Here is a 13750-nt window from a genome sequence, read left to right as displayed (position 1 = left end):
CATGAATAAAATTTGGTAGTTTCCTAACCTTTCGGCAACTGGCTGACATAGTGCAATGCACCTTAGTCCCTATAGCTTTGCGCCATTAGCTTTCACTAATTTTGCCTTTATCGAATTTCATTATCGGATGGAATCATAACAAAATTCAAAATATATTTATATATTTTGAAACTTATTAAATCAAATTTCATTTAATAATGTGGTAATCCTTAATTAAGGAAAAAATTCTTCTATAGTTTTTTACCACTAGTTATTATCGTTACGGTTCATCGTGTTACATCTAAAATGATAAATAGAACTTTCACGAAAAAAAACGACTTGAATCATAATAATTCGTTTTTTTCCGTAGGGTAGAAAAACGAAAGAGTAGAGATGGAAAGTGTACAAACACAAAAAAATAATAATTCTAAATTTTCGGAAAATTAAACCCAAAGGGGTTTGTGTCCACTCTCTCTATAATTAAGATTTTATCACTAAAAATAACATAAAACAACAAAATTCGCATAAATTCGACATTATTTTCGTGAATTAAAGGAGTACAGAAACGATTCAAAGAATAACCCACTACATCTGAAAAATTCTCCAATTTCGGCGGGTGTTTTTTCTTATACGCTGTCTTGTAGTTTCCTATATAAAGCTGATCTTGAAACATTGGTAATTTCACAAATCTGTTTCACTGTCATATTCCCTTCTTCATAAAGCTTAAGTACATAATTCATTCCAGCATGCTTTTCATGATATTTTTTAACTCGTCCTTAGTACTTCCCTTCCTTTTTTGCAAGATCAATTCCTTCACGCTGACGCATGCGAATTAAATCACGCTCCAATTGATTTACTTCACCCATTACTGTCATCAAGAAATGACTATATGGATGTTCTTCAGATAAATCCAACCATGTATCTTTTAATGAGTTTAAGTTAGCTTTTTTATTTTTTATGTAATCAACTGTAGTTTTGAAATAAAGTTTGATTAAAACTCACATAGAATCCTTTAATTTTGAAAAAGAATAAAGCGGTGTATTTTTTTGCCAACGGTATAACTTTCTTTTAAATGGTACATCTTTTTTCAAAACGGTACGACTTTTTCAAATCTACAGTTATGGGAGAATTAGGAGTGGCTTACCTATGATGTAAACTTTTTTCAAAACGGTTCGTAAGAAACAAAAAAAGCTTGTGATTAGTAATCAAGCAAGCTTTTTTATCAAACCTTATTTAAAAGTTACACATTGTTTGTCTTGGTAATACTTATGGTTTAACGGGTGAAGAATCAGTTAGAACATCTACTTCTGCTATAGAGGCATATCCATTCTTTCCGTTCGTTACTTCCACTTTTACATATTTAGCGGAAACAGATTCGAATGTTGCAACTTCTTTCCCTCCATTACTTTCCCATGTTCCAGAAGTTACTTTTTGATAGTTACTACCATTCATGCTTGTATAAATATTATAGTTTAAAATACGGCCATTATTCGAACCATCTTGACGCGGGAGACACGCTACTTGATTAATCGTTTTCGTTTCACTGAGATCTAACGTTAAGTTGTATGGATATTGATTTTTTGTACTCCATTTACTATGCCAAATTGTGTTTGGATTGTCATCAATTGCATTACTAGCTGGATCATGCCATGATTCCTCGCTGTTTGCACTTGCATTCATTATTTTTTTAGACAATACAGCTAGTGGTTTAACAGGTTTAGCATCCGTCGCTTCCCATATAGGGGCAATTAATGTTGGATTATTTAAAGCTTCTACTTTTTGTCTCGTTTCTTGTGATGCTTTCAGCCCCCATTGATCAAAAAATGGAAGTAAATTTTGTTTCGCTACTTTTGATGTATTATAAATAAATGCTTGCCTTTTCTCTTCATCCGTTTTTGGAAGTTGTTCTTCTGGTAACTCTCGATATAGTTTGTGAAGGTTCGGATAAAAATCTTCACCGTATGCTAGATTAAGTTGCCAAAGCATAACAAGTTTCACAAACAAGTCATCAATATTTTTATATTCTTTATCTGTTTGTTTTAAGTATGCAAAGGCTTTATCGTAATACCCCTCTTTTTCTAAGCGCGTTGGTTGATTCGGGAATAATTGCTTTTGTGCAGCTAAAGAATATATATTAGTAGTTACGTCAACCATACCGTGAAGGTCAGTCCACGTCAAAGGATTTATTTCTCTTGTGTGTCCGGCTTCGTGCATTTGTCCCCAACTAAATTTATTTACATTTAAAGCACTTTCGATTGCGTTACCGGCAGTAGTAAATACGGCTCCATCCCAACCTGCATACATGCCCCAATCTGGTTTGTTAGGATTTTCTACAAAAGCCCAAATGCGACGTGTCGAACGATGTAAAGGATTCGGGTCTTTTTCAGATAACCCTGATATCTTATCTTGCGCTCGAATCATTTCATCATATTTTTTTAATAGAGGAACAGGATCTTGATCCACAATATATTTATTGGCACTATCCTGTGTAACAGTAAGTACTGCTTTTTCTGATTTCAATTGTACCGCATGTGCATCTGGATACTTGTTCATCATCGCAATCCAGTCTTCTTTCGTATGCTTCCCTAGTTCAAAGAATGGAACAGGGCTTCCGCCTTGTGTTACTTTCACCTTAACTGTTCCTGTATCTTGAGGGTTATCAACTCCTAATAAACCACCGTTTGGAGAGGAGATGGTATTAGTGCCAGGAGAAAGATCAACTTCTTTTCCCCATTGTTTATCATATTGATGCGTCCCAATAATCGCTCTAATCTTTTGCGTTCCTGATACTTCAATTGTAACTTGTTCATTCGGCTTTACATAGATTCCTGTTGGCATATAGCTTTTTTGCTGATTTCTTCGTTCTCTTTTTGCTTCACCTCCAAAACTTCCCGTACCTGAAAGTTCGAATTCCCTCTGTTCATATTGATTTTCAGTTTGTGCGGCAACCGTTTCAGCTTGAACTGTCAAGCTATTTGTTAAAGTAGGTGTAAATAGTGTAGTTGCTAAAATAGCAGATGTCGCAAGTACTTTCATCGGTTTTTGGAACATAAAATTATTCCTTTTCTGCATATAAATCATCCTCTTCTTTTCAATTCGTTCCATTAAAGTCCTTTCGCTAAATGAATGTAATTGATTTCGATTTCTTGTCGGTTTAGTTTTTTGAAAATTAAGAAATAAGTGCTCGTAAACTTTCCTTTAGGTTTATAAATAAAAAACATACCCGAAGAAAGAAATCTCCATCCGTGTTCATATTGAGTAATTACGAAAGGTAGGATATGGGAATGGAACGAACCCATTTCCTTTTTTCTTATACTAAGAACTTAACATCGAACAGGTCGTATAGCAATCAAAATTAGACAATATTAGCTATTTTTCGACATTTTTTGTCAGATTGCTAAAATAGTAGTCTCACGTCTATCAACTAAAAAAGTTTGAAATCAATCAAACGAAATTTTATAAGTTCCATAGGTTTCGTTTGGAAATAAAAGTAAGACTAATACTCAAAATTACACGTATCTCGGCTGTACCCCATGCCCATCAACTTAAGAAATTAATTGTTCCCCAAAATGAAAATAACTAATAACCGATTCCATAACTACCGTATAGGGAATCGGTTATTGTTTGCATAAGTTTCTTTTTATGACAAAATTTTAATTATTATTTTCAATTAACTGTTTAAATGATTGAATATTCGAACAAAAATTCGGAATATTCTTCGTTTCTTCTGCTTGTTTCACAAGTTTTACTACTAAATTATTGTATGGTGTTAAAATCCTTGAATGCTTCGCTTGGTTAGGAACGATTCCATTAATATAGTCTATTTCTGTTTTTCTTTGCTTTTCAAGGTCTTGTAACATACTTGCTTTTAATAGTGCTTGTGGTTTAAATATCGTTCTAAAAACATTCATTCTATCTACAATATCAGATCCATTTTTTATTTCTAAAGATGAAATATCAAAGCCCCCCATACGAGCAAATTTTATACCTTTTGAGTGACCTACCTTAATAGTTTCATCCGCTAAATACACAGCACTCTTAACACCAAACTCATTATCGAGTACATCACCGTACGTACCCCCAAGCGCAGCTGACATACCACTAAGAGCTACGTTGACCATTAATTTTGACCACTTTATTCCAACAAGGTTATCTGATATAACTGTGCCACCTACGTGATCTAATACAGATTTTATATTTTGAATTCTTTCAGTCATTGAACCATCAAGTTCACCGATTGCAAATGCCTGCTCCTTAAATGTATCAAAGTTTGTAGTAAGTTTTGAAACTCCTGGTTCTACCCACGTTGCGCCAAATTCAACTGAGCCACCCACTACTCGCTCTTTACCAACCAATGAAACAATGTTTCCCTCAGGAATTCCGTTTTGTAACGAGCACACAACGCTTGTTTTATTTAGGAAAGGAAGTAATTCGCTTATAACGGATTGATTATAAAGTTGTTTCGTAAGCAATAAGACTAAATCATATGTCCCTGACATTTGTTTTGGTGTAACTGCTTTTACTGGTATAGTACATTCTGTTGTGCCTACAATTTTCGCTCCAAATTTGTTTAATGCGTCGACATGAGCCTGATTTACGTCAATTAATTCGACGTTTTCTCCGCCCTTTGCAATAAATGCCCCGATAATAGTACCTAAAGAACCTGCTCCTAAAACTGCAACTCTCATCTTAAACACACCTTTCTTTATTTCGTATTCAGAAAATTATAAACTGGCTGTACAGCATTTAAAGTTAAATCAGTCAAAATATGTGTAGCTGAAACAACCTCAAGGACTGGTAAATCTGCGAGCGGTGCAAGTGCATGCTCAAATAGTTGCAATCGTGCAGGTCCCATCCAAGCTTCCTTTATTGTGATATCTGTAATTTGAGTACGAACCAAATCACAAACCTTTAATTGTCCTTCATATCCCGTTGCTATCTTAACCATAAAATTTGGGCGGGATATTTCTTTTAGAGCTTCTTTATGATCTAATGGAATATGTTTATAGCCCATTGTTGCAGTTGCAACACGTAATGAACCATAATCAAGTGTCCCAACTAAAGTATCCGAGTCTATAAGCAACTCTGGATTACCTAATTTTTTTGGATAAGCGGACAGTTCACGTCCACTTGCAATCGCTGGGAAGTTGTCAACATACATGGAATGTATATAATCACCCTCTTCTCCATTAAAGCTTACTGGTATAACCTGTCCTGCTTCAGTATAAGAACCAAGTCCAGAAACATCAGGCATCTTCATCACCTCAAACTTAACGAAAGGTTCCGTAATTTCTAAAGGTTCAGGTACAACTTTACGTAAAGCTGTCATGTCAGTTCTATAAATAATATTTAAATATTCCCGATTCACAAATTTATATGGCGGCATTGGATATGCTGGTGAAGTCAATGGTGTAGTCAAATGTTTTGGCACATTGTTGATATTCATTCGTTTTACACTCCCTCATGATGATAATCTTGAGCTTTTATTATTTTATAAGCTATCTTTCATTAAAAATTTTCTTTATAAAACATCTTGTAACAAAGCGATATGAATGGCTTGTTCCACAACTGTATTATAGTTTTTAATTATGATAAAATAAATTTAATTAAATTTATTTTTAGTTAAATTTATTTTAAGGATGTGTCTTACATGAATATCATTCAGCTTCAATATTTAATTGATGTAGGAGAGTTAGGCTCTTTCACTGAAGCAGCAAAAAAAAACCGTATGACCGTACCAACAATAAGCCAATCAATTGCACAATTAGAGAATGAATTGGGTGTTACACTCTTTACCCGTTCAAGGAAAGGAACCAATTCAACTATTGAAGGGAAAATCGTTATTCAACATGCGCTTACTGTTTTGAAAACGATTAATAAAATGAAGAATGAAATATCATTATTCCAAAGTGAGAATCAAGAAAATATTATTATTGCTACTATCCCAGGGATGATCTCACAGATAATTGATACTACAATAAAATTTAGGAAAGACTTTCCTCATGTGAACATCCAGTTAGTTGAAGGTGATTCTAGATTGGTCCTAAATTACGTTCAAAACGGCCATGCCGATTTAGGATTTGTGTCTTTTAAAGCTGAAAAAGAAGAAGAATTTTTAACATGGGAACCATTAGTCAAAGGTGAAACTTTATTAGTAGTAAATAAAAACTCCCATTTACGTTTTAAGCACAGTATCTCAGGTGATGAATTAGAGGATGAAATGATTGTTTTGTATAATGATCCCTACTTAAAAAAGATTACTCAAGATATTTTACCGACGCATTTATGGAATAAGGTCTCATTAATAACGAATAACATAGAAGGTATTTTTCGAATGATTATTCATGAAAATGCAGTTACAATTGGCCCCGATTATCTTGTTCATTCATTACCCCCAGAGCAAAAAAACGAAGTTATCTCTGTCTCCATAGATAAATATAAAACGATCCCCTATTATCTTTGGAAGGTAACAAGAAAAAATGAAAAAGCATCTGGGCTAATAAATCAATTTACAGAGCAATTATTCAGTAATTTATCTAGTCAGCACAATTAATTAATATTGGTGTTGGATGTAGTTAAGAAAACGATAAAAAAACCTTACTAAGGCCATAGCCATCAAATTAATAAAAATCCTCCAGATGCTGAAAGCATCTGGAGGTCGTGGGGATCTTAGTTAGCGAGATAGCAGTACCACCGTTATAAAAGTGTTGGTACTGCCATATTGAGTGATACGTATTTTATAATTAGAATGTACTTGTATATTTCATAAATTAAAAATACCCTAAGAAACCTTTTCTTTTTTCACAATAGAACGTGAATTTATTCTATCATGCAGTAAATAATAAACACCAATTCCGATTATTATAAGGAATGAACAATAAAAATATAATGAGCCATGATCAATTTTAGCTGCTGCAATACCAAAGATAAATGATCCAATGCCGAACCCAAAATCGAATAAAGAAAGGAATGTAGCAGTAGCCAATACTCTCTTTTTAGGAGGTGCTACTTGAATGGCAATAGTTTGAAGACTGGGAAACATGGTTCCCCAACCCAATCCAATAAGGGCTGCTGCTGAAAGAAATAACAAGGACGTATTCGATACACTCAATAAGAATGTACCGGCTGCAAAGCATAAAATAGCGGGATAAATTATAATATTTGCCCCGAATAAATCAAACCATTTTCCACTAAAAGGCCGAGAAATTAAAAGGACCACTGCGTACACAACAAAGAAATAACCAGCAGCTTCCACTAAACTATGTTCTTTAGCATATATAGATACAAAGGAAACTATTGCTGAATAAATCAGTGCAAAGAAAGCTGAAACCAATGATACAGGAATGGCGGAAGTTTCTAAAAAATTTCCAATTTTCATATTTGTTTTTTGTTGAATTTTCCGATCTAACATAACCGTTTTCTTAGGTAATTTAACGAATAATCCTGCAACGAGTGCAAAGAGAGAACATAATGCATTTATGATAAACATTAAATTCGTCCCTGCTTGTTGCATAACAGTCAAACCTAAAAAGGGACCAATAGCCATACCAAGATTTAGCGTTAGTCCATAATACCCCATCCCTTCTCCTATGCGGGATTCCGGGATTAGATCGGCAACAATTGCTCCAATGGCCGTTGTTGCCATTCCAAAGCCAATTCCATGAAAAAAGCGAAGAATTAGTAAACCAATCATAGAGTATGGAATAAAATACAACATTGAAGCTGCGAAAAGTACCAGGAGGGAACTTATAAAAACGATAAACTTTCCTGATTTTTCGATCCATTTACCTGCAAATGGGCGTGTTAGGATGGATGCAATTAAAAAAACTGTAGTAATAAGTCCTGCTTCAGATTCGGTACCATGCAATTCTTGTAAAGCATATATCGGCAGTGTAACCAACAAATAATAAAATGTTGCAAACGCGAGAAAATTAGTAATGGCAATACTGATGAAATCCCTTGTCCATAATTGGGGTTTATCCAATATTTCCACCTCCCATACAATATTAAGCTCCTACGTGTCTGTCTTTCTCATCAGACAAACATTAAAACCCATGCTTAAGTTATTTTATTTGCTTACTCATATTATCACCTCTATAATTATATGGAAAATATCTATAATGTTATTTATATATATCAAAATCATATACATTGGAGGTAAACGATGGACGTAAGACAATTAGGGGTACGGAAATGATTCAAAGAATAACCCGCCACATCTGAAAAAACTTCCAATTTTAGCGGGTGATTTTTATTATACTCTGTCTTGTAGTTTCCTATATAAAGCTAATCTTGAAACATTGGTAATTTGAGACCTATTAGGGAGAACACGCACATGTTAACAAATGTGGACGGGACCACTTATATAACAAAGCGCCGAGGTAAAAGCACTAAGTAGCTTTAGACAAAGAACAAGCCAATTTCCTTAACGCACAGAAAATTGTCTTGTTGATTTGTTACTCGTTAAAAATGTTTGTAAAGCTTCTAGAGGTTATCATATCAAAAAAAGAAAATTTTAAGTGAATTCATTTACCTGTGACTTTCTTTTTTATTATTATGTTGTGTAACGACGGCGAGCTTATGTCTCTTTATCTCAGCAAGCTCATCAAAGGTATACCTAAAAATATCAGATTCTTTTACTGGATTTGAAGTTATCGTTGCCAGTTTTCGTTTCTCTTCCGGTAGTGCATGAAAAAGTTTCATTAGATCAAAAGAAGCACTACCTGGTTTTATATTTGGAAACTCCTGTCTAATAAATTTTAGAGCTAGAGGACCATTCATTTGACCACTATTGTCACTTTTTAAGTAATATGTTTGCCAATTCGTAAGCGCAATACCAGTATTCCCTTCATCTAATTGTTTTTGTGTAATATACAAAATATCATGTTTATATCGATCTGAGGTATCAGGATTTAAGTCCACTATGAGACCAGCTTGCTTAATCAGAAGTTGTTGACCATGTTTTATCGTTTTGTATTCAACTTTCCCATCTTTATAGAAAATTTTAATTCTCTTAGAAAAGTTTTGGTTTTTATAATAATCAAACACACTAATACCAAATTCTCCTTTGTTAAAAGTAGGAGCTTTGTAAGCACGATTTTCATTGTTAGCTGTATAATCATTTTTAGCACTTTGTTCGGATAAAAAGATAACAAAAGGCTCTTTTAAAAATGAATTATAGGTATCACCAAATGTTGTAACAATCGTTGCGAACGTATCAACGTCTGCTTTCGCTTTATGTTTTGTAAACGGGTTGAAGCTGAATACAATCCCCATCGCTATTCCTACAGGAGGAATCTTTTTTATACATCTCTTTATCTTTTCCTTCATGGATGTGCTCCTTACTTTCTAATTTATACTGTTTCCAACATATTTAAATTAACATCGGTAAGTTTATCTTAATTTAAATAACTCTCAAAAGTCTTTCGTAAATGTTACAAAACCCTTTCAGTATTTTTCATACAAACACTTCAGGACTCTTGTAAGTAATTTTTTAAACTTGGACATACCGATAGAAATAAAAGGATTGATACATAAGGAAACCACCGATATATCTTATCAAAATAAAAATTGAGACCCAAAAAACAAGAAAGGTTGGCATTTTACCAGCCTTTCTTGTTTACTACTTCATTCATTTTACAAATAAAAATTTTGTTTTGGAGATACTTAAAAATCTTCGCTTAATGAGTATGGGGCCAAGCTGAAAAAATATAGAATATCGAAAAAATCAAAATCTTATAATATATTAATGTAAGACTTTTGTAACATTTATGAAAGGAATTTGAAAGGTTTTTAAACTAAGATGAATTTATAAATATTGATTTTATATTTTAAATCAATATACGACAGTATTTATATGTTTGTTTTTTACAGTGTTACATGTAAGCAATCTAGGCTCAATCTTACTAAGAGAGGACAACAAAAATGAAGAAAAAATTTAAAACAATTGGAATTGGAAAGAAAGTAATTCCTACTGCAGCGGCATTAGGTATTCTTTTTTCTGTAGCTCCTATTGCAGAAAACAAAGCTAGCGCAGGGATAGGTACGGTAATAGATATAAGTATTACTGTATTAGGTGCTGTAGCAAACACTTATGAAGCACTTGGAATAAGCCCAGGGGATCGAGACCCTGGCACTCACATTGATGTATATGCAGAAAATGAAACTTACCAAGCTCCTAGTTTTACATCTGGGGAATTTAATATTTCCATGTATCATACACAAGGTGATTCGAATTTTCTTAAACCAGTTAAAGTACGCTATCCAAATGGAAAAATTGAAATTCATCAACTAAGATCTGGGCAGCAGCTTAAAATTACTGAAGCAGGTGCAATTATAGATTTAAACCCTAATGGAGCGAATGTCTCAGAACACGATCTTCTTTACATTACACAAGCACAATTAGACGAAGGAAAGACCGGAGTTGTGATGAATCAGGGCCAACATGCATTTGTAGAAAAAGCATCTGGTAAAAACCCAAGATTTCTTGGTCCACTTTACAAAAAATATTCCGGCGACTCCTTTGGCGATTGGACGGTGATTGCTAGAAATTCGGATTACCTATATGGTCAGATAGAAAATAAATTATCAGATAAGCAAAAACAATTGATAACATTGACTTCAAAGCCAGTATCTAAAGATGTCCTTGACAACTATGTTAATAATGACCCTAAAGCTCGTGCAGATTTTTATGATCGATTATCAGATGTATTGGCGGAGCGTACTCACGTCCTAGAGACATCTATGAAACTACCATTCATTAAACTAAATGATGGTAAACCTTATCAAATTATCCCTTATAAAAAAGGAACGAATAAAGTAATCGTAAAAACAGGTTCGAAATATCTTTCGGGGAAAGAAGGAAAGGGACTTCAATATTCCGATTCGCTTGGCGATGATGAAGTGTTTGAACTTGTTCAGATAGGAAATTCTTACGATGGTAAATTTCAGTTCCGTTTGAATAACAAAAATGGGGTAAGTTTGGCTGGTAATCAATATATTTCTCAATTTGGTACAGACTGGAGTTTCCAATCTGAAATTGGTTTCTCTGATAAAAGCAACAATGAAATTCACAATTGGTTAATAGAGTGGTATCCGGGTAAAGAAAATGAGAGACAGAAGTATGACAAAATAGAGATGATAAAGAATGAAAAGGACCCTACTAAATATAGTGCAAAAGATTCTTCTGGAAATGTAATAAAGAACAGTTGGGTAAATCGCGAGAATCAGTATTTCTTTGCAGATGCTGAAGGAGCCCTTTTGACAGGCTGGCAAGACATTAAGGGGAAGACTTATTATTTCCACCCGACTGATGGTTACATGGTTACTGTAAATGGATCTGAAATCGATGGGAAGTACTACAACTTCAATGATAATGGTTCCTTGCAACGATCAACCTGGAAAGGTGATACTTATTCCGATACTGATGGAGTGGTTATTAAAGAAGGCTTGAAAGATATAGATGGTAAAATTTATTATTTCCAAAATTACAATGTAAATAAAAAGGAAATACGTCTAGAAGATCGAGATTTCATTCTTCACTTTTCTGACAAAGGCGCACTTGAGAGAGTTTCTAATCTAAAGGGAGCAGCTATAAACAGCATTGTTAATGTTGGGTTTGACAACAAAGTATTAGCATTTAATAAAGACGGTTCGATTTTAAAAACAGGGATCAACAAAAGAGAGGGAATAATAGAATATTATAGTTTAGAAGATGGATCTTTCCATACCGGTTGGAAAATGATAGACGGTAAAAGATACTATTTCACAAATGGTCACAATACTACGTTCAATGATTATAAAGACATTGACGGAAAAAAATATTATTTCCATGAAGACGGATCAGTTAATAAAACAGGGTTCGAAAAAATAGATGGTAAGCTATACCACTTTGACAAGAACGGCGAAGCACAAACGGGTTGGCAAACTATCGATAATAAATATTATTACTTCGATGAAAATGGGGCAGCTAAAACAGGATGGTTCCAAGTTGGTGGTGGATATAGACCTTTTCCCCTTGCATACGGATACCTTTGGTATTGTGCTAGAGAAGATGGTTCACTTTATGCAGACGCTTGGTTTAAAATCGACGGTAAAGATTATCACTTTGACAAGTGGGGACATAAAATGCCCTACTAAAATAATAACATGATGATCACAAGGGAATACTTGTATGCTAATATGTACTGCATTCCCTTGTTATATGTATGCTATATTTAGCTCGACACGACAAAAAAATATTGTACGTTAAAGGAAAATTTCACATACGAAAAAGACGATTCAAGTATAAATGAATAATAAAGGCATTTAATTCTTATTGAACTAACAGAGGGCACCCTACATGCCCCTCAACTTAAGAGATTTTAATACTTTTAAATACAAAAAACGTTATCTTTTCTAAACAAGCTAGATTAGAAAGGATGATGTTTTTTATTAATCTCTCGATTCAAGATGAACTACAACCATTTGCGGAAGAATTACAACGATATGTTACACCTGTATTTTTAGAAGAACTTGCAAGAGAAATAGGCTTTATAAAGTAAAAACGTAAGTTTTCTGGATCAGACTTAGCTACTATTTGTATTTGGATCAGTCAACGGGTGGCAAGTGACCCCTTAGTCCGATTATGTAGTAGGATTCATGCTGCGTCAGGGCCTATTTCTGCCACATGCAAGGTTTCAAACAAAAGGAGAAAGCAAGTAGCGTTCGTGCTGTATTCTGCATAGCAGTGACTTATATGTTGGAAAATTAAAATAGATATAGATTATAAGGGAAGATAGAGTAATTGCAACGGAGAGTGTAAAGTACATTTTTAATATATATCTACAGCAAGAAAAGCAGGCTTTTGTAAATAGCTTGTTTGTTTTTTTCTATCCTTACAGAACTGTCATCTTTGTGTAAGGTTATTAGATGGTTTATTTAATGTTAAAATGTAATAATTAACTTATAAGAATTGATAATGATTTTTTAGAAATTATAGACGAGTATTGTTCACGATTATAACAACAACTAAAAAATGATTGAGGAAAATTCAACATATACATAATAAGTGGAGGTAAATATAGTGGCTTTAAAAATAGTACTTATCGTTATTGGGGTAGCATTAATTTTATCGGGTGTATATAAAATGAAAAAGTATGATGCATTCGTAGGAAAAACTCAAACAAGAAAAAATCTTTTCAACTTATTAATTAATGGACAGAGTTCTGGAATAGGACAATTATTAAGTGGGATTGTGTGTATCGTTTTAGCAATCGTAGCCTTTATAATTAAATAATTTGCAAATCAGGGAGCTAAGATATAGAATTTAGCTCCTTTTATTATGATAAAGTCTTTAGGCAAAAACAAAGATTTTTTCTAAAAATGTACATAGTCTCTTTGGGTTATGATCGACAGAACTTACTCAAACATAACCTATTTTTCTCATATTGGGGTATCGTCAGATTTATGCGGATTTACAACCTTAAGGGAAAAACCTTGTATCAATAGGGTTTACCTAATTGGGATGGTTTTTTTTAATACTCAAATGGAAAGATAGACATTAAATCCACCTCTTCAGTTTCTTCTTTAGAATTCTTTACGGCTTCGTTATGTTCAAAAGACATACTCCTTAGTATTGCAAATACTACTAAATTTCCTAAAAGAATTTTCCGCATGTTCTTCTCTCCTCACATTTCTTTCTTTTAAATATAGCAAGGGGGAATATTGGGGTTCAGCCGAGATACGTGTAAAACTAGGTCATAGTGATACATTATTTTCCAACAGACTTTTT

General features: G+C 33.6%; 9 protein-coding genes, 2 pseudogenes and 1 riboswitch. Of the genes and pseudogenes, 4 read left to right on the top strand and 7 right to left on the bottom strand.

Annotated elements, in window-relative coordinates; all coding sequences use genetic code 11:
• Window positions 1–30: 30 nt before the first annotated feature.
• Window positions 31–116, bottom strand: a riboswitch (cyclic di-GMP riboswitch).
• Window positions 117–605: 489 nt separating this feature from the next.
• The 4 genes and pseudogenes from SB773_RS17755 to SB773_RS17740 all read right to left on the bottom strand — a co-directional run.
• A pseudogene (locus SB773_RS17755) lies at window positions 606–947 on the bottom strand (helix-turn-helix domain-containing protein); the annotation flags it as partial.
• 298 nt (window positions 948–1245) lie between these two features.
• On the bottom strand, window positions 1246–3030 hold the full coding sequence (locus tag SB773_RS17750; RefSeq protein WP_410591231.1) for a M60 family metallopeptidase: 1785 nt from the start codon (window positions 3028–3030) through the stop codon (window positions 1246–1248).
• Between the two features lie 602 nt (window positions 3031–3632).
• The gene (locus SB773_RS17745; RefSeq protein WP_410591188.1) at window positions 3633–4667 is read right to left on the bottom strand and encodes a ketopantoate reductase family protein; all 1035 of its coding nucleotides are present in this window, start codon (window positions 4665–4667) and stop codon (window positions 3633–3635) included.
• Between the two features lie 17 nt (window positions 4668–4684).
• On the bottom strand, window positions 4685–5425 hold the full coding sequence (locus SB773_RS17740; RefSeq protein ID WP_098986806.1) for an acetoacetate decarboxylase: 741 nt from the start codon (window positions 5423–5425) through the stop codon (window positions 4685–4687).
• 204 nt (window positions 5426–5629) lie between these two features.
• Here SB773_RS17740 and SB773_RS17735 point away from each other — a divergent pair, with 204 nt between their 5' ends.
• Window positions 5630–6532 (top strand): LysR family transcriptional regulator, encoded by a 903-nt coding sequence (locus SB773_RS17735; RefSeq protein WP_410591186.1) that lies wholly within the window; start codon window positions 5630–5632, stop codon window positions 6530–6532.
• Between the two features lie 228 nt (window positions 6533–6760).
• Here SB773_RS17735 and SB773_RS17730 read toward each other — a convergent pair whose 3' ends face one another.
• Both SB773_RS17730 and SB773_RS17725 read right to left on the bottom strand, forming a co-directional pair.
• Window positions 6761–7972 carry an MFS transporter gene (locus SB773_RS17730; RefSeq protein WP_410591184.1) on the bottom strand — a complete coding sequence of 404 codons (1212 nt, stop codon included), beginning with the start codon at window positions 7970–7972 and terminating at the stop codon, window positions 6761–6763.
• A 536-nt stretch (window positions 7973–8508) separates the two neighbouring features.
• Window positions 8509–9309, bottom strand: coding sequence for a hypothetical protein (locus SB773_RS17725; RefSeq protein WP_410591182.1), 801 nt, complete (start codon window positions 9307–9309; stop codon window positions 8509–8511).
• A 594-nt stretch (window positions 9310–9903) separates the two neighbouring features.
• On the opposite strand from SB773_RS17725, the gene SB773_RS17720 reads away from it, so the two are divergent.
• The 3 genes and pseudogenes from SB773_RS17720 to SB773_RS17710 all read left to right on the top strand — a co-directional run bounded on the left by SB773_RS17720 (window position 9904) and on the right by SB773_RS17710 (window position 13255).
• A complete protein-coding gene (locus tag SB773_RS17720; protein ID WP_410591180.1) occupies window positions 9904–12117 on the top strand; it encodes an N-acetylmuramoyl-L-alanine amidase family protein in 2214 nt (737 codons plus the stop codon).
• 293 nt (window positions 12118–12410) lie between these two features.
• A pseudogene (locus tag SB773_RS17715) lies at window positions 12411–12638 on the top strand (IS4 family transposase); the annotation flags it as partial.
• Between the two features lie 404 nt (window positions 12639–13042).
• Window positions 13043–13255 (top strand): hypothetical protein, encoded by a 213-nt coding sequence (locus SB773_RS17710; RefSeq protein WP_410591179.1) that lies wholly within the window; start codon window positions 13043–13045, stop codon window positions 13253–13255.
• A gap of 238 nt (window positions 13256–13493) precedes the next feature.
• On the opposite strand, the gene SB773_RS17705 is transcribed toward SB773_RS17710, so the two are convergent.
• Entirely contained in the window at window positions 13494–13634 is a 141-nt protein-coding gene (locus SB773_RS17705; RefSeq protein ID WP_410591177.1) for a hypothetical protein, read from the bottom strand.
• Window positions 13635–13750: the final 116 nt, after the last annotated feature.

The organism is Bacillus sp. SIMBA_074 (assembly GCF_046534555.1).
Lineage (GTDB): Bacteria > Bacillota > Bacilli > Bacillales > Bacillaceae_G > Bacillus_A > Bacillus_A mycoides.
Note: the sequence above shows the minus strand (reverse complement) of the source record. Positions and strands in the feature narration are given on the sequence as shown.

Coding starts and splice junctions, on each gene's coding strand:
- SB773_RS17750 (WP_410591231.1), bottom strand. CDS start 3,030: ATGTTCCAAAAACCGATGAAAGTACTTGCGACATCTGCTATTTTAGCA.
- SB773_RS17745 (WP_410591188.1), bottom strand. CDS start 4,667: ATGAGAGTTGCAGTTTTAGGAGCAGGTTCTTTAGGTACTATTATCGGG.
- SB773_RS17740 (WP_098986806.1), bottom strand. CDS start 5,425: ATGAATATCAACAATGTGCCAAAACATTTGACTACACCATTGACTTCA.
- SB773_RS17735 (WP_410591186.1), top strand. CDS start 5,630: ATGAATATCATTCAGCTTCAATATTTAATTGATGTAGGAGAGTTAGGC.
- SB773_RS17725 (WP_410591182.1), bottom strand. CDS start 9,309: ATGAAGGAAAAGATAAAGAGATGTATAAAAAAGATTCCTCCTGTAGGA.
- SB773_RS17720 (WP_410591180.1), top strand. CDS start 9,904: ATGAAGAAAAAATTTAAAACAATTGGAATTGGAAAGAAAGTAATTCCT.
- SB773_RS17705 (WP_410591177.1), bottom strand. CDS start 13,634: ATGCGGAAAATTCTTTTAGGAAATTTAGTAGTATTTGCAATACTAAGG.